At 70.5% G+C, this 22,997-nt stretch carries 18 protein-coding genes, 1 tRNA gene and 1 pseudogene; 9 read left to right on the top strand and 11 right to left on the bottom strand.

Annotated elements, in window-relative coordinates; all coding sequences use genetic code 11:
* Position 1: 1 nt before the first annotated feature.
* Positions 2 to 550, bottom strand: a complete 549-nt coding sequence (locus BLS56_RS21730; protein ID WP_139190896.1) for a hypothetical protein — start codon at positions 548 to 550, stop codon at positions 2 to 4.
* A gap of 612 nt (positions 551 to 1,162) precedes the next feature.
* Positions 1,163 to 1,243 (bottom strand) — tRNA-Tyr (locus BLS56_RS21725).
* Between the two features lie 158 nt (positions 1,244 to 1,401).
* Between BLS56_RS21725 and BLS56_RS21720 the strand changes: the two genes are divergently transcribed.
* Together BLS56_RS21720 and rfbA are read left to right on the top strand one after the other, a co-directional pair.
* On the top strand, positions 1,402 to 1,893 hold the full coding sequence (locus BLS56_RS21720) for a YajQ family cyclic di-GMP-binding protein (protein ID WP_091453987.1): 492 nt from the start codon (positions 1,402 to 1,404) through the stop codon (positions 1,891 to 1,893).
* Between the two features lie 198 nt (positions 1,894 to 2,091).
* Positions 2,092 to 2,982 carry a glucose-1-phosphate thymidylyltransferase RfbA gene (gene rfbA, locus BLS56_RS21715; RefSeq protein WP_091453984.1) on the top strand — a complete coding sequence of 297 codons (891 nt, stop codon included), beginning with the start codon at positions 2,092 to 2,094 and terminating at the stop codon, positions 2,980 to 2,982.
* Positions 2,983 to 2,988: 6 nt separating this feature from the next.
* Here rfbA and htpX read toward each other — a convergent pair whose 3' ends face one another.
* Positions 2,989 to 3,858, bottom strand: coding sequence for a zinc metalloprotease HtpX (gene htpX / locus BLS56_RS21710; protein WP_091453981.1), 870 nt, complete (start codon positions 3,856 to 3,858; stop codon positions 2,989 to 2,991).
* Between the two features lie 100 nt (positions 3,859 to 3,958).
* Positions 3,959 to 4,747 carry a siderophore-interacting protein gene (locus BLS56_RS21705; protein ID WP_091453979.1) on the bottom strand — a complete coding sequence of 263 codons (789 nt, stop codon included), beginning with the start codon at positions 4,745 to 4,747 and terminating at the stop codon, positions 3,959 to 3,961.
* 82 nt (positions 4,748 to 4,829) lie between these two features.
* On the opposite strand from BLS56_RS21705, the gene BLS56_RS21700 reads away from it, so the two are divergent.
* From BLS56_RS21700 to BLS56_RS30795, 3 genes are all read left to right on the top strand, one after another.
* Positions 4,830 to 6,191, top strand: a complete 1,362-nt coding sequence (locus BLS56_RS21700) for an amidase (protein ID WP_091453977.1) — start codon at positions 4,830 to 4,832, stop codon at positions 6,189 to 6,191.
* A gap of 181 nt (positions 6,192 to 6,372) precedes the next feature.
* Positions 6,373 to 6,780 carry a hypothetical protein gene (locus BLS56_RS31660; RefSeq protein WP_175482973.1) on the top strand — a complete coding sequence of 136 codons (408 nt, stop codon included), beginning with the start codon at positions 6,373 to 6,375 and terminating at the stop codon, positions 6,778 to 6,780.
* A gap of 197 nt (positions 6,781 to 6,977) precedes the next feature.
* Positions 6,978 to 7,187, top strand: coding sequence for a hypothetical protein (locus BLS56_RS30795; RefSeq protein WP_139190894.1), 210 nt, complete (start codon positions 6,978 to 6,980; stop codon positions 7,185 to 7,187).
* A 21-nt stretch (positions 7,188 to 7,208) separates the two neighbouring features.
* Here the strand turns inward: BLS56_RS30795 and ddaH are convergent, their stop codons facing one another.
* Positions 7,209 to 8,060, bottom strand: coding sequence for a dimethylargininase (gene ddaH, locus BLS56_RS21690; RefSeq protein ID WP_407640543.1), 852 nt, complete (start codon positions 8,058 to 8,060; stop codon positions 7,209 to 7,211).
* A 74-nt stretch (positions 8,061 to 8,134) separates the two neighbouring features.
* Here ddaH and BLS56_RS21685 point away from each other — a divergent pair, with 74 nt between their 5' ends.
* The 4 genes from BLS56_RS21685 (at position 8,135) to BLS56_RS21670 (ending at position 12,852) form a co-directional block, all read left to right on the top strand.
* A complete protein-coding gene (locus BLS56_RS21685; RefSeq protein ID WP_091453974.1) occupies positions 8,135 to 8,584 on the top strand; it encodes an Lrp/AsnC family transcriptional regulator in 450 nt (149 codons plus the stop codon).
* Between the two features lie 175 nt (positions 8,585 to 8,759).
* Positions 8,760 to 9,533, top strand: a complete 774-nt coding sequence (locus tag BLS56_RS21680) for an enoyl-CoA hydratase (protein ID WP_091453970.1) — start codon at positions 8,760 to 8,762, stop codon at positions 9,531 to 9,533.
* A 356-nt stretch (positions 9,534 to 9,889) separates the two neighbouring features.
* Positions 9,890 to 11,779: a 2-oxoacid:acceptor oxidoreductase subunit alpha gene (locus tag BLS56_RS21675; protein WP_091453968.1), complete on the top strand. Its 1,890-nt coding sequence runs from the start codon at positions 9,890 to 9,892 to the stop codon at positions 11,777 to 11,779.
* Positions 11,776 to 12,852 carry a 2-oxoacid:ferredoxin oxidoreductase subunit beta gene (locus BLS56_RS21670; protein ID WP_091453965.1) on the top strand — a complete coding sequence of 359 codons (1,077 nt, stop codon included), beginning with the start codon at positions 11,776 to 11,778 and terminating at the stop codon, positions 12,850 to 12,852. The genes BLS56_RS21675 and BLS56_RS21670 overlap by 4 nt, the downstream gene beginning before the upstream one ends.
* Positions 12,853 to 12,925: 73 nt before the next feature.
* Here the strand turns inward: BLS56_RS21670 and BLS56_RS21665 are convergent, their stop codons facing one another.
* From BLS56_RS21665 to nuoL, 6 genes and pseudogenes are all read right to left on the bottom strand, one after another.
* Positions 12,926 to 13,321, bottom strand: coding sequence for a sunset domain-containing protein (locus tag BLS56_RS21665; RefSeq protein ID WP_139190892.1), 396 nt, complete (start codon positions 13,319 to 13,321; stop codon positions 12,926 to 12,928).
* 82 nt (positions 13,322 to 13,403) lie between these two features.
* Positions 13,404 to 13,748: pseudogene (locus BLS56_RS33085) on the bottom strand (sunset domain-containing protein); the annotation flags it as partial.
* Between the two features lie 2,911 nt (positions 13,749 to 16,659).
* A complete protein-coding gene (locus BLS56_RS21655) occupies positions 16,660 to 17,676 on the bottom strand; it encodes a polyprenyl synthetase family protein (RefSeq protein ID WP_228771822.1) in 1,017 nt (338 codons plus the stop codon).
* Between the two features lie 154 nt (positions 17,677 to 17,830).
* Positions 17,831 to 19,360 (bottom strand): NADH-quinone oxidoreductase subunit NuoN, encoded by a 1,530-nt coding sequence (gene nuoN / locus BLS56_RS21650; RefSeq protein ID WP_407640548.1) that lies wholly within the window; start codon positions 19,358 to 19,360, stop codon positions 17,831 to 17,833.
* A gap of 47 nt (positions 19,361 to 19,407) precedes the next feature.
* Complete coding sequence (locus BLS56_RS21645; protein WP_091453960.1) at positions 19,408 to 21,057, bottom strand: NADH-quinone oxidoreductase subunit M; 1,650 nt, start codon at positions 21,055 to 21,057, stop codon at positions 19,408 to 19,410.
* Positions 21,054 to 22,985, bottom strand: a complete 1,932-nt coding sequence (gene nuoL / locus BLS56_RS21640; protein ID WP_091453958.1) for an NADH-quinone oxidoreductase subunit L — start codon at positions 22,983 to 22,985, stop codon at positions 21,054 to 21,056. Before nuoL ends, BLS56_RS21645 begins: the two co-directional genes overlap by 4 nt.
* Positions 22,986 to 22,997: the final 12 nt, after the last annotated feature.

Below are 22,997 nucleotides of genomic sequence, written 5' to 3'. Positions count from 1 at the left end.
CTCAACTGGCCGAGGCCCACCCGTTGCCCCACACCCGAGCGCCCGCGTTCCAGTCCTTGGTGATCCGGAAGTAGTGCTCGTGCAGCGGGACAAGCCCGTTCCAGCAGTACCCGTGGTAACTCCCGTTCAGGGAAAACCGCACCGGCGACCCGATCCGCGTGTCACTCCCGAACGCGTTCCACATCTCCACCTTCACCTCCCGCCACCAATACGACGAGTCGGTGCTCCCCGTGCCCCGCAAACTCACACAGGCCCGCCCCAGCAGCGACGGCCAAAACGTCCGCGACGCCAGCGAGGTGGTGAAATCAAAGGAAAAATTGAACGGCAAATTGACCGCCTGAACAACAAAATCCCCCGTCCCCGTAGCCCGATCACCCCCGTCATCAGCCACCAACACCAACTCGGGAGCCCCCGCGACCGGCCCACCCGCCACCGGTCTGGCCACATCAGCCGGTTCCCTGTCCTTGCGTTGCGCCCCAGCCTCGGCCCCCGCCCCCACCAAAGCCACCACCGAGAACACAACGGCCACAACCCGCCTTTTCACGCCCACAAATCCTCCCACCCGCATCAAGAACACAGAACGTGAAAACTAGCGGCGCACCCACAGCACCCACGTCCGTCATTCGAGTGACCACCCCCCGAAATGCGGCAAACGCCCGCACCCCAGATCCCCGAAAAGCCTAAACAACACCGCCATCCGCCCGCCGACAGCGAACCACGAACCGCTGGGAGTTGGCTTCGGTAGGCAAGTACGCAAACCAGGAGGGTCAGAACGCGTACCCGCCACGGACGCGATCGCCCTTCTCCACGCAGTCGGCTACCACCCGGCTTCCCGGGTACGACATTGAGACCATGACCGAACAGCGGCGCTGACCGCACCAGCGCACCAGGAAGAGGCTGGTGTTGAAGGCAGCTCCTGGCACGGCAACCAGCCGCATCTCCCACCCAACGGCTACGCCCCCAAAGCGCGGAGCGCGAGCCCACACCGACCCCGCGACAACGCCATTGGCTACACATGGAGTGACCGGCCACCATCGCGACGCCCCTGGGGCACGGCTGGTTCGAGAGCGAACGCACCGTGGGGGTCTGGGGGCTCGGCCCCCGGATACAACAACGGCCGACCAGGTTCGCGCTCTCCGCGAACACCAGTCGGCCGAGGCCGTGGCGGGTGAAGGATTCGAACCTTCGAAGCTTTCGCGACGGATTTACAGTCCGCTCCCATTGGCCGCTCGGGCAACCCGCCGGGGTGTCCAGTGCTTCTTGGACGACGGGAACCTTACCCAATGCCACCCGGTGGGTTCCAATCGGTCCCCCCTTGTGCGCGGGGGCGGGCTGGTCGCGGTGGCCGGCGGTAGCATCCGAGCCGTCCAAGGGATCACTGAGCGCGGAGGTGCGAGGCACGTGGCGGACCCGTCATTCGACGTGGTGAGCAAGGTCGACCGGCAAGAGGTGGACAACGCGCTCAACCAGGCGGCGAAGGAGCTCGCCACCCGATTCGACTTTCGCAACACCGGGGCGCAGGTGAGCTGGTCGGGTGAAGAGGCGATCTCCCTGCAGGCCGACACCGAGGAGCGGTGCGCCGCGGCGATCGAGGTGTTCAAGGAGAAGCTGATCAAGCGGGGGATCTCGCAGAAGGCGTTCGACGTCGGCGAGCCCGCGCTGTCGGGGAAGGTCTACAAGGTCACCGGGACGCTGGTGCAGGGCATCACGACGGAGAAAGCCAAGGAGATCGCCAAGAAGATCCGCGAGGAGGCCCCGAAGGGCGTCCAGGCGCAGATCCAGGGCGACCAGCTGCGCGTGTCGGGCAAGAAGAAGGACCACCTGCAGGAGGTCATCGCCCTGCTCAAGGGGGCGGACTTCGGCATCGCGCTGCAGTTCACCAACTACCGGTAGGCAGCCGGTAGACAGCGCAATACCGAGCAGCGCCCGTCCGCGCGGGGCGGGCATCGTGGCGGCCACGACTCGTCGGGGTCGTCATGGTGGCCGTCCCGGTAGCCTCGTTGTCGAGGGGACCTCGGGCGCGCTGGTCGCGCTTCGGTCTCCACCGGGCTGGCGGGCCCCGACCCAGGACCAGACACGACAGGAGCCGTGATGAAGGGCATCGTCCTCGCCGGAGGTAGTGGGACCCGGCTGCACCCGATCACCCAGGCGGTGTCCAAGCAGCTGCTGCCGGTCTACGACAAGCCGATGATCTACTACCCGTTGTCGGTGCTGATGCTGGCCGGGATTCGGGACATCCTGATCATCTCCACGCCCACCGACCTGCCGAACTTCCGCAGGCTGCTGGGCGACGGCACGCAGTTCGGCCTGGCGTTCTCCTACGCGGAGCAGGCCGAGCCCAACGGGCTGGCCGAGGCGTTCATCATCGGCGAGGAGTTCATCGGCGACGACGACGTGGCGCTGGTGCTGGGCGACAACATCTTCTTCGGGGTGGGTTTCTCCCAGTTGATGCTCGCCCACGTCTCCGACATCGACGGGGCGGTGCTGTTCGGGTACCCGGTGAAGGACCCCGAGCGCTACGGCGTCGGCGAGGTCGACGCGACCGGCAGGCTGGTCTCCATCGAGGAGAAGCCCGCCAAGCCCAAGTCGAACCGGGCGATCACCGGGCTGTACTTCTACGACAACGACGTCGTCAAGATCGCCAAGAGCCTCACGCCGTCGGCGCGGGGCGAGTTGGAGATCACCGACGTCAACCTCGAGTACCTGCGCCAGGGCCGTGCCCGGCTGCTCGACCTCGGCCGCGGGTTCGCCTGGCTGGACACCGGAACGCACGACTCGCTGCTGGAGGCGGGGCAGTTCGTGCAGGTGCTGGAGCACCGCACCGGCGTCCGGCTCGCCTGCCTGGAGGAAATCGCGCTCGACCGGGGCTTCATCACCCCGGACCAGTGCTACGCGCTGGGCGCGAAGCTGGCGAAGTCCGGCTACGGCGACTACGTGATGGGCCTGGCCAAGGCGGCGGGCGCCACCGGGCAGCCTGCCTAGCTTGGGCTAGCGCGGCGGCTGGCCCAGCGCCATCCGCTCCAGCCGCAGGACGCGGTCGGCGATCGGCGGGTGCGTGGAGAACCGGCGCGCGAGGCCGTTGCCGGGGCGGAACGGGTTGGCGATCATCAGGTGCGACTGGGACACCAGCGCGGGCTCCGGCGCGAGCGGGGCAGCGCGGGTGCCCACGTCGAGTTTGCGCAGCGCGGAGGCCAGGCCGAGCGGGTCGCCGGTGAGTTTCGCGCCGGACTCGTCGGCCTGGTACTCGCGGGAGCGGCTGACGGCCAGCCGCACGACCGTCGCGGCGATCGGGCCGACCAGGGCGACCAGCAGCAGCGCGATCGGGTTGGCGCGGTCGTCATCGTCGTCGCCGAAGAAGCCCGCGAGCATCGCCACGCTGGCCAGTGTGCTGATCGCGCTGGCCAGCGCGCCCGCCACGCAGGAGATGAGGATGTCGCGGTTGTAGACGTGCGCGAGTTCGTGGCTGAGGACGCCGCGCAGCTCGCGTTCGTCGAGCAGGTCCAACAGCCCGGTGGTGCAGCAGACGGCGGCGTTGCGCGGGTTGCGGCCGGTCGCGAACGCGTTGGGCGCCTGGGTGGGGCTCAGGTAGAGGCGCGGCACCGGCTGGCGCGCCGCGGTGGCCAGTTCACGGACTATCCGGTACAGCGTGGGCTGCTCGGCCTGGGACACCGGCCGCGCCCGCATGGCGCGCAGGGCGAGCTTGTCTGAGTTGAAGTAGGCGTAGCCGTTGACCGCGACGGCGACCCCGAGCCCGATGAGCAGCGCCGTGGTTCCGAACAGGGAGCTGACCAGCAGGATCATGGCGCTCAACCCACCGAGCAGGAGTGCGGTCTTGAGCCCGTTGACATGCCCGTGCATGAGTCCGCCTCCCCTGGTGTTAAACCTGTGTCTGGTCCGGAAGGCCAACGAGCGCGTTCGCTGAGAAGTTCCAACCGGACAGTCCGGTCAGCCGCCCGCGTCAGTTGCCGCTCTCACCGAGGCGCCAGTAGGTCGTGGGCCGCACCCGCTGGCGCGGATAACCGCGCTCGGACAACAGATGCGTCCGCACCGCGAGCATCGCGCCGCGCTCCCCCGCCAGCCACACCTCGGGCGTGCCGTCGGGCAGCTCGGCCGCCCTGATCGCGTCGACGAGCACGGTGCTCTCGCCCGCGGGCACGCCGTCGCGGTGCAGCCAGGTGACCCCGGGGACCGGCTGTTCCTCCGCCGCGTCCGCCACCTCCACATAAGCCAGGACGGGCTTACCGGGCGGCAGGACAGCGAGGATCGAGGAGATGGCGGGTAGCGCTGTCTCGTCCCCGGCAAGCAGGTACCAGTCGGCGGCCGGGTCAGGCTGGTAGGCGGGCGACGGGCCGACGAAGATCATGTGGTCGCCGACCTGGACGCGCTGCGCCCACGCCGAGGCCGGGCCGGAGTCGCCGTGCAGCACGAAGTCGAAGTCGACCTCGTTGGTGACCGGGTCGTGCCTGCGGATGGTGTACGTGCGGGTGAGCGGGCGGACCTGCGACCAGAGCGCGCGGGCCGACTCCAGCGTCAGCGGCTCCGGCAGCACTGTGTCTTCCGGGTAGAAGTAGAGCATCACGTTCTGGTCGGTGCCCGCGCCCGCGAGGTCGGCCAACGAGTCGTCGTGGACCGTGACCCGCGCCAGGTGCGGGGTGACCCGCTCGACGCGGACGACCGGGACCCGCCAGAGTCGGGTCTCCTGCCTGCGGGAACGTCTGCGGGCCGGGGCTTCGGGTTTGCTGCTCATCACCGCTCATCCTCGCGCTCATTCCGGCCGCGAGCCAAACCAGCTACCGTTCGTCCGAACGAACAGTGGCTAGGGGGCAGTCATGACGGTGGCGCTGCGGTTCGCTGGCTTGGAGCAGTCCGTTGACCGGCTCGCCGAGGGCTCGGTTACCTCAGAAGAGCTGGTTGAGCAGACTCTTACCCGGATCGCGGAGACCCAGCCCACGCTTAACGCGTTCCGAGTAGTGCGGGCGTCCGCGGCCCGCGCCGAGGCCCGCGAGGCCGACCGGCGGCTCGCCGCGGGCGAGCGGCTGCCGCTGCTGGGCGTCCCGATCGCGATCAAGGACGACGTGGACATCGCGGGCGAGCCGACCGCGTTCGGCTGCCCGGGCGACTTCCCGGCGGCGAGCGCGGACTGCGACCTGGTGCGGCTGCTCAAGGCGGCGGGCGCGGTGATCGTGGGCAAGACCAACACCCCGGAGTTCGGGCAGTGGCCGATCACCGAGGGCGCCGCCTTCGGCGTCACCCGCAACCCGTGGGACCTCACGCGCTCCCCCGGCGGCTCGTCGGGCGGGTCGGCCGCCGCGGTGGCGGCCGGGATCGTGCCCGCGGCGGTCGGCTCCGACGGCGCCGGGTCGGTGCGCATCCCGGCGGCCTGGACGCACCTGGTCGGGATCAAGCCGCAGCGCGGAAGGCTGCCGGAGGGCGAGCTGTTCCACGGCATCACTACCAGCGGCCCGTTAGCCCGCACTGTCGGCGACGCGGCACTGCTTCTTGACGTGCTTACCGGGCACGGTAGGACCACTTTCCGCGATGCCGTTAACCGCGATCCTGGGCCGCTGCGGATAGCGCTGTCGCTGCGTCCCGCGTTTACCGGCGTGCGTGGGGTCGTCTTGGACCCTGTTGTGCGTGAGTCGGTTGTGCGGATCGCGCGGGTGCTGCGGTCGCTGGGGCACGAGATCGTGGTCGCGGACCCGCCCTACGGCCTGATCGGCCTGAACTTCCTGCCCCGCTCCCTCGGCGGCGTCCACGACTGGCACGGCCGCGTGCCCGACCCGGCGCTGCTCGACCCGCGCACCCAGGACAACGGCCGGATGGGGCGGCTGCTGCGCGGGCGGGCGCTGGCCACGGCCCGGTCGACCCTGGGCCTGTTCCAGCGCCGCGTGGCGCGGATCTTCGACCGGGTCGACGCCGTGCTGGCCCCCACCACGGCCCGGCCGCCGCTGCCGGTGGGCGCGATCGACGGGCTGCGCGGCTGGCGCACCGACCAGGAGATCATCCGGGCGTGCCCGTACGCGTGGCCATGGAACGTGCTGGGGTGGCCCGGAGTCAACGTGCCCGCGGGCCTGACGCCGCTGCCGGTGGGGGCGCAGCTACTGGGGCCCTCGGACAGCGAGCCGCTGCTGATCTCCCTCGCGGCGCAACTGGAACGCGTCGAACGCTGGCCAGAGCGAACCCCGGCGTGACCTGCGACCGCATCCTGCGCGCTGTCCGGGGCGCGCGGGGTGTCGCTGGGGTCGATCACGCGACGCAGACGAAGCTGCGGGAAGTCTGCTGTTCGCCCGCGAGGAAACGGCCCGGCTGACAACGTTCACCCAAGCCCAACGCGGCGGCAACCATGGACCAAGCCGCCTGGTCGAGCAGGCAGTGGAGAACACCCCGTTCGGGCGGAAGCAGATCGCGCCGCGGGAGCTGTGCGTCCAGGCAGGCCGAGCGGCTGCCGCCATCTGCTTCGCCGCCTACGACGACGTGGCCCTGACAGTCCTGACCGGCCTCGGCGTCCCCGAGCCAGAGCGCCTGACCGGCCCCGCCGTCACCCTGGTGGCGGACATGCGACTACGCCGCCTCGCCACCGACACCCCCGGGACCAACGGGCGTCGCGGAGGCGATGAGACCGCTGGTCAGCCCTGCGGCGCGGTGAACACCGGCCCCGCCATAGCGGCCACAGCCCGCCTGACCTGCGGCGCCTGCGTGGTCTCGTCGTCCGGCACGCCCTGGAAGACCGGAACGGGCACCTTCCGCTGCTGCTGCGGCGGGGTGGTCGGAATCTCTTGAGTCATGAACATCCTTCGTGTGATGGCCCGCCTGGCCTCCGACCTCGACTGAGGGGAGTTCGCGGGAAGCGGCCCAAAGACCGCGGGTAAGGCCCGGCAACCAAGTCCGGCCACCACCGACTGTACGCGATGATCGACCGGTCGTGGTCAAAATATCGCCCGCCGTAACAGCGCGCAGGACCATCCGATCACAGGGGCATGACACTCCCGGCCCGAGCCGCTGCCCGCCGCCGCTGGCTCAGCCGAGCGGCCTCCCTCGCCGCCCCCCTCCTCGTGTCAGCCGCAGGCTGGTACTTCTACCGCGACGACGCTGACACCGCCCTGACGGCCTTGGCTCTGCTCGCGATCGTGGAACTGGCCGCCTACCTCTGGTACCTGCGCGATCTCCGCCGCCTCGATCGCGACTGAAAACGAAGTCGCGCCAACGGTTTATCCCCGAAGTTCCATCGTGCAGCATTTGGGGCCGCCGCCGGATTTGCGGAGTTCGGAGATGTCGGCGAAGTGGGGTTCGTAGCCTCGGGCGAGTAGTTCGGCTGCCAGGTGGGTGGCCTCGGTGGGGAGGATGACGTTGTGGCCGTCGGAGACCGCGTTGAGGGCTAGGCAGGTGGCGTCTTCTTCGGTGGCTATCACCGCGTCCGGGTAGAGGCGGCGGAGGAGGCGTCGGGCGCCTGGGGAGAAGGCGGCCGGGTAGTACGCGATGGTGGCCCGGGTGGTGGGGGTGGCTTCGGTGAGGACGAACAGGGCTACGTCCAGGTGGTAGTAGCGGGGGTCTACCAGGTGCAGGGAAACCACTGGGACGCCTAGGACTTCTTGGGCTTCGGCGTGGGCGCCGGGGTCGGTGCGGAAGCCGGTGCCTGCCAGGAGCAGGTCGCCGGTCCAGGTGAAGTCGCCTTCGGCCTCGTTGGTGTGGGTGGGCATCACCACTGTGCGGTAGCCGTGGGTGAGGAACCAGGTGCGGTAGAGGTCCGCCTCGGGGGCGCGTTGGGGGGCGCGGAAGCGGGCGCCCAGGACGATTCCATCTATGACCGTTGCCGCGTTGGCCGCGAAGACCATGTCGGGGAGGGCCGGGTGGGGGGTGATGAGGTCCACCCGGTGGCCTAGGCGCTCGTAGGTCTGCTTCAGGGCCGTCCACTGGGCCACTGCCTTCGCCGCGTCCACTGGGCGGGTCGGGTCCATCCAGGGGTTGATGGCGTAGTCGACCCGGAAGTGGCGGGGCTCGCACATGAGGTACCTGCGGGTGCGGGTGACCGGTGGGGCAGGGCGGACCTGGACGGACGTCATGGATCGAAATGTAAGTGGCGGGAATCTTATCGACAATGCCGCCTTGACGCCCTGCTACCGGCAGGATGTTGCGTGTGGACGTCATAGATCAGCGAATCGTTTCGCGGCTTGTCGCCGATGCTCGGTCCAGCTACGCCGAGATCGGCAAGGCGGTGTCGCTGTCCGCGCCCGCGGTGAAGCGGCGGGTGGATCGACTGTTGGAGACGGGGGTGCTGCGGGGGTTCACCGCCGTGGTGAATCCGGAGGCCCTGGGGTGGGGGACCGAGGCGTTCGTCGAGGTGCACTGCCAGGGGAACGTGTCGCCGGATCGGATTCGGCAGCGGTTGGAGCCCCTGCCCGAGGTGGTGGCCGCGTACACGGTGTCGGGGGCCGCCGACGCGATCGTGCACCTGCGGGCCGCGGACATCCACCATCTGGAGGACGCGCTGGAGCGGTTGCGGGCCGTCGACATGGTGTCGCGGACCGTCTCCACCGTGGTGCTCTCCACACTTCTTGAGCGGCCGCCCGCTCCGGAACCCGGCTAGGGCGTGTCCTGCGGATCACGGTGGGTGGGATTCGTGATCCGCGTGGTTCCTGGGTGCGCCGCGGGGACGGTCGCGTACTGGTTGTCCGTGGCCGTTCCCGCGGTGCGGCCAGGGGCCGCGCGGGCGCGGATAGCGCCTGCCGTGATCCACAGGACACGCTCTAAGGTTCGCCGTCATGACGGACGTTCTCCTGGAGCGGCGCGACGGCGTCGCCGTCATCACGCTCAACGACCCCGACCGGCGCAACGCGTTGACGCTGGCCATGTCGGCCCGGTTGGCCGCGCTCGTCGCCGAGTGCGAGGGGGACCCGGGGGTGTCGGCGATCGTCGTCACGGGGGCGCCGCCCGCGTTCTGCGCGGGGGCCGACCTGTCGGTGCTCGGGGAGTCCCGGGAAGAGGGGCTGCGGGGGATCTACGCGGGGTTCCTGGCGGTCGCGCGCTGCTCGCTGCCGACGATCGCGGCGGTGGGCGGGGCGGCGGTGGGGGCCGGGTTGAACCTGGCGCTGGCCGCTGACGTGCGGCTGGCGGGGCCCAAGGCGCGGTTCGACGCGCGGTTCCTCCAGCTGGGCATCCACCCGGGCGGCGGGATGACCTGGATGCTGCAACGGCTCGTGGGGCCGCAGACGGCCACGGCGATGACCCTGTTCAAGCAGATCCCCGACGCCGCCGAGGCGCACCGGGTCGGGCTGACGGTGGGGACCGTCGAGGGGGACCACGCCGCGCTGGTGGACGCGGCGGTGGCATTGGCCGCGCCCGCCGCCGCCGGGCCGCGTGACCTGGTGCTGTCGATCAAGCGGACTCTGCGGACGACCGCGGCCCTCGCCGACCACAGTGCCGCCGTGGAGACCGAGCTGGTCGCGCAGGTCGACTCGATGGCCACGCCCGCCTTCGCGGAGCTGCTGGCCAGCATGAAGGCCCGGATCTCCGGGAACCCGACAAGCACCCCTTAAGGGCACGAGAGTATCCACACATCAGGAAAGCCTGGCCCACTCTTCGGGATAGCTGTAACCCCGGGTTACACTAAAATCAGGTCGACGTCAGGCCCGTGACCGACACTTGCGCCGGTCACGGCGCCGGGCTGTGATCTGTAGCGCGTTGCGGCGGCTCACGCCACCGCGATGCCTACCGTGAGAAGTGGGAGAAAAGGTCGGCCGGTGCCGTGCTGGTGAACGCTCAACAGAGCACAACCAGCCGCGCCCACGAGGGCGGAGACTACCCTCGGGCGCGAGCCGCGGCGCTCCGGCCGACTCGGCGGGAGCCAGGCCGTGGCCCAAGTCGGCGTCAGGAGAGAGGGATCGGCGAGCTCATGAGCACACGAGTGGACGGCGACGCTGCCGGATCTGCCCGACCAGGCGGGGTGAAACTCGACCGGGTCGTCATCCGATTCGCCGGTGACTCCGGTGACGGGATGCAGCTCACCGGCGACCGCTTCACCTCGGAGGCGGCCGCGTTCGGCAACGACCTGTCGACCATGCCCAACTTCCCCGCGGAGATCCGCGCACCACAGGGCACCATCCCCGGTGTCTCCAGCTTCCAGGTGCACTTCGCCGACTACGACATCCTCACCCCCGGCGACCGCCCGGACGTGCTGGTGGCGATGAACCCCGCCGCCCTCAAGGCCAACATCGCCGACCTGCCCGCTGGCGGCACGCTGATCGTCAACACCGACGAGTTCGTCAAGCGCAACCTGACCAAGGTCGGCTACGACGCCAACCCGCTCGACGACGACTCGCTGGCCCCCTACCAGGTCCACCAGGTCGCCATGGCCACGCTGACCCAGGGCGCGCTCGCCGACACCGGGCTGGGCAAGAAGGACGCCGAGCGCTGCAAGAACATGTTCGCGCTCGGCCTGCTGTCGTGGATGTACCACCGGCCGACCGAGGGCACCGAGCGGTTCCTGCGCGAGAAGTTCGCCAAGAAGCCCGACATCGCCGAGGCCAACGTGCTCGCGTTCCGCGCGGGCTACTACTACGGCGAGACCACCGAGGCGTTCGCGGTCACCTACCAGGTCGCCCCCGCGAAGCTGGCCACCGGCACCTACCGCCAGATCACCGGCAACACGGCCCTGGCCTACGGCATCGTCGCCGCGGGGCAGCAATCGAAGCTGCCGGTGCTGCTGGGCACCTACCCGATCACCCCGGCCTCGGACATCCTGCACGAGCTGTCGAAGTACAAGCAGTTCGGCATCACCACCTTCCAGGCCGAAGACGAGATCGCGGGCATCTGCGCGGCCCTGGGCGCCAGCTACGGCGGCGCGCTGGGCGTCACCAGCACCTCCGGGCCCGGTGTCGCGCTCAAGTCCGAGACCATCGGCCTGGGCGTGATGACCGAGCTGCCGCTGCTGGTGATCGACGTGCAGCGCGGCGGACCGTCGACCGGCCTGCCCACCAAGACCGAGCAGGCCGACCTGCTGCAGGCCATGTTCGGCCGCAACGGCGAGTCGCCGGTGCCGGTCGTCGCGCCGCAGTCGCCAGCCGACTGCTTCGCCGCGGCCATCGAGGCCACCCACATCGCGCTCAAGTACCGCACGCCGGTGCTGCTGCTCTCCGACGGCGCCATCGCCAACGGCTCCGAGCCCTGGCTCATCCCCGACGTCGCCGACCTGCCCGACCTGAGCGTCGAGTTCGCCACCGAGCCCAACGCCCCAGACGGCACGTTCTGGCCGTACCTGCGCGACCAGGAGACGCTGGCGCGGGCCTGGGCGGTGCCCGGCACCCCCGGCCTGCAGCACCGCATCGGCGGCCTGGAGAAGGCCGACGGCTCGGGCAACATCTCCTACGACCCGGACAACCACGACCGCATGGTCCGGCTGCGCCAGGCCAAGATCGACGGCATCGAGGTCCCCGACCTGACCGTGGACGACCCGTCCGGCAAGGCGCGGGTGCTGGTGCTGGGCTGGGGCTCGTCCTACGGCCCGATCGGCGCGGCGGCCCGCCGGGTGCGCAAGCTCGGCCACGCGGTCGCGCAGGCGCACCTGCGCAACCTCAACCCGTTCCCGAAGAACCTCGGCGACGTGCTCAAGTCCTACGACAAGGTCGTGGTCCCGGAAATGAACCTGGGCCAGCTGGCGTTGTTGCTACGGGGCAGGTACCTGGTGGATGTCATCAGCTACACCAAGGTCGCCGGTCTCCCGTTCAAGGCCGAGGAGCTGCAGGACGTGCTCACTGACATCGTGAAGGGGGTCGATGCCGCATGACCGCGATCGACTTGGGCTTGCCTGGCCTCAGCGGCCTCGCGGGCGTGCCGACTGCCGACGAGCCGCAGAAGGCCAAGGACTACAAGTCCGACCAGGAAGTCCGCTGGTGCCCCGGCTGCGGCGACTACGTGGTGCTCAACGCGGTGCAGTCGTTCCTGCCCTCGCTTGGCCTCAAGCGGGAGAACATCGTCTTCGTCTCCGGCATCGGCTGCTCGTCGCGCTTCCCGTACTACATGAACACCTACGGGATGCACTCGATCCACGGGCGCGCCCCGGCGATCGCGACCGGCCTGGCCACCGCCCGCCCTGACCTGTCGGTCTGGGTCGTCACCGGCGACGGCGACGCGCTCTCCATCGGCGGCAACCACCTGATCCACACGCTGCGCCGCAACGTGAACCTGAAGATCCTGCTGTTCAACAACCGGATCTACGGGCTGACCAAGGGGCAGTACTCGCCGACCTCGGAGACCGGGAAGGTCACCAAGTCGACCCCGATGGGCTCGCTGGACCACCCGTTCAACCCGGTGTCGCTGGCGCTGGGCGCGGAGGCCACGTTCGTCGGCCGCGCGCTCGACAGCGACCGCAAGGGCCTCACCGAGGTCCTGCGCCAGGCCGCGGAGCACCGCGGCTCCGCCCTGGTCGAGATCTACCAGAACTGCCCGATCTTCAACGACGGCGCGTTCGACGTGCTCAAGGAGCCGGACGAGGCCGCCCAGCGCCTGGTCAACCTGGAGCACGGCAAGCCGATCCGCTTCGGCAAGGGTGACGACGGAGCAGGCGAGTTCGGTGTGATCCGGTCCGGGTTCGGGTCGCTCGACGTGGCGAAGGTCAGCGAGGTCGGCGAAGACGCGATCGTCGTGCACGACGCGCACACCCCCGACCCGTCGTACGCGTTCGCGCTGTCGCGGCTGTCCGCCCAGGACCTCAGCCACACCGTGACCGGCGTGTTCCGCTCGGTCCAGCGCCCCACCTACGACGACCTCGCCCGCGCCCAGGTCGAGGACGCCAAGGCGAGCAAGCCCGCCGACCTCCAGTCCCTGCTGCGCGGCAAGGACACCTGGACCGTCGTGTGAGCTGATCAGCCCGACAACGCGCGAGGCCCCCGATCCGGTCGCCGGATCGGGGGCCTCGTCGTCCACCGGGCCGTCAGCCGTGCCAGGGGGTGAAACCGGCGCGTTCGGCGTCGGCGGTGGTCTTGAACCAGACCGTTGCCCGGACAGTCGGGTAGTCCGGGGACTCGGTGGTGTGGAAGCGGCCCTGGGAGCCCTTGACGGTGTACTCGTCGGACGGGGCCGCGCCGTCCGGGCCCGCGGGGGCCGCGTCGGCGGAGAGAGCGTCGTCCAGGGTGCCGAAGACCCGGGTGACCTCGCGTTCCTCGGGGACGACGGGGATCTCGCCGGTGGGGGCGTCGTCCGGCCACGGGGCGATGGGGGCGGCGGGCGCTGTGGCGGGCTCGGCGGGCCGGGTGGCGGCGAGATAGCGCCACGCGGCATAGGCGCCGAGGAGGAACGACAACAGACACCACAGAACTGGTCGACGCAACGGGCTAGGCCTCCTCGTGGACCGCCCCGGCGGTGGCCCGACAGTCTTCTACCACCCTGGCCGCGCCACTGCCAGTCGCCACTCAGGCCAGCGGCCGGAAGCCCACTCGTTCGGCATCGGCGACCGACCGGAACCACACCTCGGCGATCGTGCGGTCGAACTTCGGGGACTCCGGGGAGCAGTAGCGCAGCGCCGTGACACTCGCCTTGATCGTGTACTCGCTCGACGGCGACCGGCCCCCGGGCAGCGGCATCGCCGAACCGGGCCCGAACGGGCCGGGCGGGACGAACGGGTCGGCGCCCGCGGGAGCCGACTGGAGCGTGCGCGCTCCCCGCGGCCGCTGCGGGGGCAGCGGAGCGGCCTTCGGCGCGGGCGCCTCGTCCGCGGCGACGATCGGCTCGAACAGGGACCGCTCGCGCACCGGCTCGTCCGAAAACGGCTCGGCCGCCGGGGACTGCTGCGGCGAGGCGGCGGGGGTCTCCGCGGCCTGCGTGCCGAACGGGAACCGGTTCTGCGGCTTGGACGGAACGCGCTTGGGCAGCACGTTGGCGGGCCGGTCCGTCGCCTGCCCGTTGGGCTCCTCCGGCTGGAACGCGCGGGGCTGCCGCACCGGCAACGGCGGGGCGGCCTGGGCGCGCTCGGGCTCAGCGGGCACCGGCCGAACCATCTTGGTCGGCGCGGGCGAGTGGCCGAAGCGCGCCGCGGACGGGGTGCCGAAGCTCGCGGGCTCGGCGCGGGTGGCGGATGAGGTCGGCTGGTCGAGGTAGCCGGTGGCCGAGCCGCTGAAGGCATTCGACTGCTCACCGCGCGCGGCGGACGAGCCCGCCCGCTCGGCACGGGCTGACGAGCCGAAGGCTTTGGACAGCAGGCTGCGCGCGGACGCCGTGGGGGTGGTGGCGGCCCGCTCGGGCTGCCCGGTCGACGAGCCGCCGAAGGCGGCGGTCTGGTCGCCGGGAGCGGCAGGCGCCTCGGCGGGGGGCTGCTCCAGGTGGCCTGCCGAACGACCGCCGAAGGCGGGGGGCTGATCGGCGCGCGTGGCGGACGGCGAGCCGAAAGCGGCAGGCTGCTCGCCGCGGGCGGCAACGGCGTCGGACTGCTCCAAGTGATTGGCCGACCGGCCGAAGGTGGTCGGCTGCTCGCCGGGGCTGGACTGCTCCGAACGGCCAAAGGTGGCGGTCTGCTCACCGCGAGCGGCAGGAGCGTCAGTGCCTGGCTGCCCGGGGTGGCTGGCCGAACGACCGAACGTGATCGGCTGCTCGCCGCGAGCGGCAGGAGCGTCAGTGCCGGGCTGGTCGACGCGGCTGGCCGACCGGCCGAACGTGGTCGGCTGATCGCCGGGGGCGGTGGCGGCGTCGGAGCCGGACTGATCGAAGTGACTGGCCGACCGGCCGAAGGTGGCGGTCTGCTCGCCGCGAGCGGCAGATGCGTCTGTGCCTGACTGATCCAAATGACTGGCCGACCGGCCGAAGGTGGCGGTCTGCTCGCCGCGAGCGGCAGAAGCATCAGTGCCTGGCTCGCGGTGGCTGGCCGAACGGCCGAAGGTGGTCGGCTGATCGTTGGTGGCGGCGGGTGTGCCGAAGACGGCGGTCTGCTCGGCGCGCGCGCTGGGTGCGGAAGCGAAGGTGGCGGTCTGCTCGCCGTGAGCGGTGGGCGCTTCGGCGGCGGGCTGCTCGAGGTGGCCGCCGAAAGCGGCGGTCTCGTCGGCGGGGGTGGTCTGCTGGGCAGCGGAATGCTCACCGCGGGTGGCGCGGGGCGAGGGGTCGGTGCCTGCCGGGACGCTGCTCGCTTTGGTGGGCTGGGGCGGCGGACCGGCGGCGTTGGCCGCGAGTGCGGCGGAGTAGGCGGCGGGCTGTTCGCCGTGGGCGGGCCGGGCGGCATAGACCGTGGGCCGGTCGGCGCGAGTGGTGGCGGGAGCACCGGAGGCGGCAGCTGGTTCAGCGGACTGATCAGCGTGGGCGCTTGGCGAAGCACCGTACGCGGCGACCCGATCACCGTGTGGGCTGGGCGGAGCGTCGCCCTGCGCGCCTGAAGCGCTGTACGCGGCGGAGTTATCACCGTGCGGGTCTGGCGAAGCACCGTAAGCCGCGGACTTGTCGCCCTGCTGGCCCGACGAAGCGCTGTACGCGGCGGACTTGTCCCCGTGGGGGCTTGGCGAAGCGTCGTGAGCGGCGGTCTGGTCGCCGCTCGCGCCTGGCGAAACGCCGTAAGCCGTTGGCTCGTCGCCCTGGGGGCTTGGCGTGGTGTACGCGGTGGGCTGGTCGCCGGGGGTGGTGGCCTGCTGGGTGGCTTCGGCTGCGGGCGACTGGGTGGTCTCGGCGGCGGTGGGGTGGTCCTCGGGGGCGTCGTCGTTGAGGACGGCGTGGAGGAAGCGGGGGGAGGTGTCCAGGGCGCCGATGTCGGAGACCACGCCGGAGCGGGAGCCCTCGTAGCCCTTGTCATCGGCCAGGTCGGGGAGGTCCTCCGACAGGACCTCGTCCAGGTCGTCGTCGAGGTCGTCGATCAGGGCGTCTTCGCGGGCGGGTTTGCCCTCCGCGTCGATGCGGCGGATCAATTCGGCGGGGATGGGGGTGGTGCGTTGGGTGAAGACCGTGCCGTGGCCGTCGTCGTAGGGGGCGCGGGGGGTGATCTCGTGGGCGGTGTCGGGGTCGTCCTCGTCGGTGAGGTCGTCCACGAGGTGTTCGTCGGACTGCCAGGGGCGGTCGGAGTCCCGCTCCGGCCTCGCGGTGGGGATGTACCGGGTGGCCTCTGCCGCTTCGGTCGGGGGCTTGTCCTGGCTGGTCAGGACCAGGGAGCCGCGCTGGGCCGCCTCGTCGTCCGGCTCATCGTCGGCGTGCCGGTCATCGTCGGCGTAGTCGGCGCGCTCGTCGGCGTGCTCGTCGTCGTGCTCGTCGTCGGCGTAGTCGCGGCGGTAGTCAGCGTGGTCGTCGTCGGCGTGGTCGTCGTCGGCGTAGTCGTCGTGCTCGTCAGAGTCACGGGAGTCTGCGACGAGGGTGCGGCTGTGGCCGCGCTCCGGGTAGTCGTCGTAGTCGTCCTCAGGGAGAGGCCGCCTGCGGGTCGCGGCGAGTTGGCGCTCCAGGGCGGCTACGCGCTTGCGGGCGGGGTAGGCGATCAGCACCCAGCAGAGCAGGGCACCGACCAGGAAACCGGCGAGGCTCCACACCCACACCTGCCCGAAGAACGGCATCGCCGACGTCTCCCTCCAGTCCGCGCCCCTCGACGCGGCACCCGGTTGTCCAAGCCTAGGGGAGGTTACTGCGGCGGCAGCGGGCACTGGCAGCGTGCCGCGCAATTCATCGGTACGTCACATTTACCGGTCGAGATATTGCCGTGATCGTGCCTCATCGGGTTCGGGCGACTACATAACGTGTCAAAAGTTCTAAGGCCTCGCGCGCGGCGCAGGCCGGGAGGGTGGCCAGCGCCGCGTAGGCGCGGTCGGCGTATTCGTCCAGCGTTTGGCGGGCGCGGTCGAGGCCGGGGGACTTGCGCAGCAAAGTGAGCGCGTCCTCAATGTCGGCGTCGTCGGAGATGGGGCCCGCGAGCAATTCCGTCAACCGGGGATCGGCGTCGTCGGCCAGGGCGTAGAGCATGGGCAGGGTGCGCACGCCCTCGCGCAGGTCGGTGCCGGGGGTCTTGCCGGACTCCGCGGCCGGTGAGGCGATGTCGATGACGTCGTCGGAGATCTGGAAGGCCGCGCCGATGATCTCGCCGAACCGGACCAGCGCCGCGATTTCCTCCGGTGACGCGCCGGAGAACATGCCGCCGTAGCGGCCCGCGGTGGCGATCAGGGAGCCGGTTTTCTGGTCGATGACCGACAGGTAGTGCGCGATGGGGTCGTCGTCGCCGGGGCCGACGGTCTCGCGCATCTGCCCGGTGACCAGTTCGCGCATGGTCTCCGCGATGAGCCGGGTGGGCAGCGCGCCGAGGTCGGCGACGAGCATGGAGGCGTGCGCGAAGAGGAAGTCGCCGGTGAGGATGGCGACCGAGTTGTCCCAGCGGGCGTTGGCGCTCGCGTCGCCGCGGCGCATGGTGGCCTCGTCCATGACGTCGTCGTGGTAGAGCGTGGCCAGGTGCACCAGTTCCACGGCGGCGGCCGAGGTGACGACCTCGTCGGTGCTGCCGGTGTTGAACTGCGCGGCGAGCAGCGCGAACAGCGGGCGGAAGCGTTTGCCACCGGCCTTGACCAGGTGCAGCGCGGCCTGGTCGACGAAGTCGACGTCGCTGTGCACGACGCTGCGCAACAGGTCCTCGACCCGGGTGAGCCCGTCGCCGACCGCCTGGAGCAGGTCCGGGTCGGCGGCGTCGAGCCCCAGGAACGCGGGCAGCTCGGGAACGCCGGTGTTCTCGGTGGCAGTCACGTCAGCGGCACTCCTGGTCAGCTGTGGCTCTTGACTATCGAGCCTACTTGCCCAACCACAAGCGGGTGCCCCGGATATACCGAAGGCCACTTCCTCCGGATGGGAAGTGGCCTTCGGTATACGGACTGTGCGCGGTGCACTACTGAATGGCGGACTATCGGATGGCGAACACTCCGCCTGCGGCCCAGTCGAGCGCGAACGCGGGCGCGATGCCCAGCAGCAGGGTCACCAGCACGCCGAGAGTGATGGCCGCGGTGGTGAACGCGCCGGGCACGGTCACCGTCGGGCCTTCCGCGGCGGGCTCGCTGAAGTACATCAGCACGATCACCCGCAGGTAGAAGAACGCCGCGACCGCGGAGGCGACCAGCGCGACCACCACCAGCGGGGCCATGCCGTCGGCGATCGCGGCCTCGAACACCACGAACTTCCCGACGAACCCGCTGGTCAGCGGGATGCCCGCGAGGGCGAGCAGCAGGAAGGTGAACACCCCGGCCACCAGCGGCGACCGCTTCGCCAGGCCCGCCCACTGCGACAGGTGCGTGGCCTCGCCGGAGGAGTCGCGGACCAGGCTGATCACGCCGAACGTGGCCAGTGTGGTGAAGCCGTAGGCGAGCAGGTAGAACAGCGTGCCGGACAGGCCCTTGTCGGTGAGCGCGATCGACCCGACGAGCAGGAAGCCCGCGTGCGCCACCGACGAGTAGGCGATCATGCGCTTCACGTCGGTCTGGGTGAGGCCGAGGATCGCGCCGATGACCATGGACACGATGGCGACGCCCCACAGCACGCCGCGCCATTCCCAGTTGGTCGACTCGAAGGCGACCTGGAGCACGCGCAGGATGCCGCCGAACGCGGCGACCTTGGTGCAGGCGGCCATGAACGCGGTGACCGGGGTCGGCGCGCCCTGGTAGACGTCGGGGGTCCAGGTGTGGAACGGGCCGACGGACGCCTTGAACAGCAGGCCCACGACGAGCAGGCCCATGCCCGCGAACAGCAGCGTGTCGGAGCGGTCGCTGCCCCCGGCCGACGCGGCGATGTCGGCGAGCTGGACCGAGCCGGAGTAGCCGTAGAGCAGGGCGATGCCGTAGAGGAAGAACGCCGAGGCGAACGCCCCGAGCAGGAAGTACTTGACCGCGGCCTCTTGGGAGAGCAGGCGGCGACGGCGGGCCAGGCCGCACATCAGGTACAGCGGCAGCGACAGCACTTCCAGCGCGATGAACATGGTGAGCAGGTCGTTGGCCGCGCAGAAGATCATCATGCCGCCGAGCGCGAACAGCGTCAGCGGGAAGACCTCGGTCTGCATCCCGGTGGCGGCGACCTGCGCGCGGTCCTGCACGGTGCCGGGCCGGATCGCGGCGCTGGCGACGAACGCGCCGCCCGGCTCGACGGACCGGTCGGCGATCATCAGCACCGCGCCGAGCGACAGCGCCAGCAGCGTGCCCCACAGGAACAGCGCGGGCCGGTCGACCGCGAGCGTGCCGTACATGGCCAGCTCGCCCGCGGCGGGCGCGTCGCTGATGTAGGTCGCGAGCAGCACACCCGCACCCGCCAGGGCGAGCAGGGTGAGCACCACCTGGAACGGCCAGCGCTGGTGCCGCGGCAGGAACGCCTCGAACAGCACACCCACGCAGGCGGCGCCGAGCACGATCAGGATGGGCCAGACAGCGTCCAGGGGCGGAGCCTCCACCTTGGGCGGCGCGGGCGGCTCCTGGGCGAGGAGGAGTACCGAGGAGATCACGGACACTGCAGTTGCCTCTCTGCGGACTGGACCGGCTGGACCGGGTCGACCAGGCGCGCCTCGCACATCGTGGCGTCCACGGTGGGCGCCACGGTGTCGAGGACGGGCTTCGGGTACACGCCCAGGCCGACGATCAGCAGGAGCAGCGGCGCGAGGACCGCTTTCTCCCGGCCGTTCAGGTCGAAGATGCCCTTCTTCGCGCCGACCTCGGGGTCGAGCACGGCCGCGCGGGCCGCGCCGGGGCCGCCGCGCGCGGTGTCCACGCCTGCTCCGCCGCCCGACGAGTCGACCAGGGCGCTGCCGCGCAGCGGTCCCTGCATGACCCGCTGGTAGAGCCACAGCACGTAGAGCGCGGCGAAGACCATGCCGACGGTGGCGATGGCCGTGAAGACCGGCGCGTTCGGGAACGAGCCGATGAGCACCAGGAACTCGCTGACGAAGGAGTTGGTGCCCGGCAGCGACAGCGTGCTCAGGCCCGCGATCAGCAGCACCCCGGCCAGCAGCGGGGTCAGCTTCGCCATGCCGCCGTAGTCGGCGATGCGGGTGGAGCCGCCGCGGGCGATCACCATGCCCACGACCAGGATCAGCATCCCGGTGGCGATGCTGTGGTTGACCATGTAGGTGACCGAGCCGGTCATGGCCTGGGAGCTGAACGCGAAGATGCCCAGCGCGATGAAGCCGAAGTGGGCGATGGAGACATACGCGATGAACCGCTTCATGTCGGTCTGCCCGGTGGCCAGCAGCGAGCCGTAGACCACGCCCGCGACCGCGAGGACGAGCACCAGCGGGGCGAGTTCGGCGCTGGCCGCGGGGAACATCGGCAGCAGGTAGCGCAGGAAGCCGAAGGTGCCGACCTTGTCCAGGATGCCCACGAGCAGCACCGCGACGCCGATGGGCGCCTCCGCGGTGGCATCCGGCAGCCAGGTGTGCAGCGGCACCAGCGGCGCCTTGACCGCGAAGGCGATGAAGAAGCCGAGGAACAGCCAGATCTGCGTCGACAGCGGCGCGTCGCTCACGACCCGCACCAGGGTGGCCCAGTCGAAGGTGCCCTGCCCCAGCTCGTCGCCCGCCATGACGTAGCAGCCGATGACCGAGGCCAGCATGATCAGGCCGCCGAGGAAGGAGTACAGGAAGAACTTGACCGCCGCGTACTGCCTGCGCGCGCCGCCGTAGGAGCCGATCAGGAAGTACATCGGGATCAGCATGATCTCGAACAGCACGTAGAACAGGAACACGTCCGTCGCGGCGAACACGCCGACGGTAAGCGCCTGCTCCAGCAGGATCAGCCCGAAGAACCCGCCAGCGGTGCGGCCCTCTGGCAGCTTCTCGGCCCAGCCCGCGCCGATCACCAGCGGCACCAGCAGCGCGATGACCGCGATCATCACCAGCGCGATGCCGTCGACGCCGAAGGAGATGTGCACCCCGAACGCGGGAATCCAGTCGAACGAGAACGCCTGTTGCAGGCGCGCCCCGCCCGGCTCGAAGCTCGCCCAGGCGACCAGCGCGAGCACGAACTCGACCACCGAGAACCCGAGGGCGGCGAGTTTGGCGGTGCGGTCGTTGCCGCGCAGCGCGACCACGACGGCCGCGCCGACCAGCGGCAGCAGCGCAAGTGCGGCCAGCAGCCAGGACCCCGACGTGCTCATCCGAACCTCACCATCAGCAGTGCGGCGATCACCAGGATCGACCCTCCGAGCATGGACAGCGCATACGAGCGCACGAAACCGGTCTGCATCCGGCGCAGTCGGCCGGAGCTGCCGCCCAGGCTTGCCGCGATGCCGTTGACCAGGCCGTCGACGCCCCGGTTGTCGATGTAGACCAGGGCCCGGGTGAGCCAGGTGCCGGGCCGGGCGAACAGCGCCTCGTTGAGGTGGTTGCCGTAGAGGTCGGCGCGCGCGGCGCGGACCGGGAACGACACCCGCCGCGGCCGGGTCACCGGCTGCTCACCCCGGCCGAAGAGCAGGAACGCCAGGCCCGCGCCCAGGGCCGAGATGGCCACGGTGAGGACCGCGATCATGCCGTGCGAGAGCGGCCCGTGCGCCTCGACCAGCGGGCCGATCGACGGGGTCAGCCACTCGGGAAGCATCCCGCTGAGGACCAGACCGGCGAAGACGGAGCCGACGGCCAGCACGATCATCGGGATCGTCATCGTTGCGGGCGCCTCGTGCGGGTGGTAGTCCCGGCCGTCCTCGGACTTGAGGTCCTTCCAGCGGGGCTTGCCGAGGAACACCAGGATCAGCAGCCGGGTCATGTAGAACGCGGTGAGGCCCGCGCCCAGCAGCGCGATCCCGCCGAAGACCCAGCCGCGGTTTCCGGGCTCGCTGAACGCGGCGGCGATGATGGCGTCCTTGGAGAAGTACCCGGACAGGAACGGGAAGCCGATCAGCGCCAGGTAGCCCAGGGTCCAGGTGATGAAGGTGACCGGCATCTTGCGGGCCAGCCCGCCCATCCGCCGGATGTCGCCCTCGTCGTTCATGCCGTGCATGACCGACCCGGCGCCGAGGAACAGCCCGGCCTTGAAGAAGCCGTGCGTGAGCAGGTGCAGGATGCCGAACGCGTAGCCCGCCGGGCCGAGGCCCACGGCGAGGATCATGTACCCGATCTGGCTGACCGTGGAGTAGGCCAGGACCTTCTTGAAGTCGTCGTACGCGCAGCCGATCACGCACCCGATGAGCAGGGTGACCGCGCCGATGACCATCACGGCCAGGCGCGCGTCCGCGGCCTGTGGCAGCGAGTAGATCGGGGCGCACCGGGCGATGAGGTACACGCCCGCGGTGACCATGGTCGCCGCGTGGATCAGCGCGGACACCGGCGTCGGGCCCGCCATCGCGTCGGGCAGCCACGCCTGGAGCGGGAACTGGCCGGACTTGCCGCACGCGCCGAGCAGGAGCAGCAGGCCGATCGCCACGACCGTCGCGGTCGACTGGTTCCCGATCTGGGCGAAGACCACGTCGTACTGGGTGCTGCCCATGGTCTTGAACATCAGGAAGATCGCCAGCGCCAGGCCGACGTCGCCGACCCGGTTCATCAGGAACGCCTTCTTCGCCGCCGTGGCCGCGAAGTCCTTGCCCTGGTACCAGCCGATCAGCAGGAACGAGGCGAGGCCGACGCCTTCCCAGCCGAAGTAGAGCGTCACGAACCCGTTGCCCAGCACCAGCAGCAGCATCGCGGAGACGAACAGGTTCAGGTACGCGAAGAAGCGGCGGCGGTCGCGGTCGTCGGCCATGTAGCCGATCGAGTAGATGTGGATCAGCGCGCCGACCCCGGTGATCAGCAGCACGAACGTCAGCGACAGCGGGTCGATCCGCAGGCCGAACTCGACGTCGAGGGCGTTGACCGGCATCCAGTCGAACAGGTGCAGGTCGCGCACCCGCTGGTCCTCGGCGAGCGAGGTCGTGCCGAGGAAGAGGAACAGCCCGTAGACGAACGCGGCGATGACCGTGCCGCTGCCGAGCAGGTGCCCCCACTTGTCGGTGCGCCTGCCGCCGATGAGGAGCACGGCCGCGCCGAGCGCGGGCAGCACGAGCAGCAGCCAGGCGGCGCCAGCCGCGCCGGATGCCTGCTGGACTTCCATGGCCAGGTTCGT

This window comes from Actinokineospora iranica (genome assembly GCF_900101685.1).
GTDB lineage: Bacteria > Actinomycetota > Actinomycetes > Mycobacteriales > Pseudonocardiaceae > Actinokineospora > Actinokineospora iranica.
Note: the sequence above shows the minus strand (reverse complement) of the source record. Positions and strands in the feature narration are given on the sequence as shown.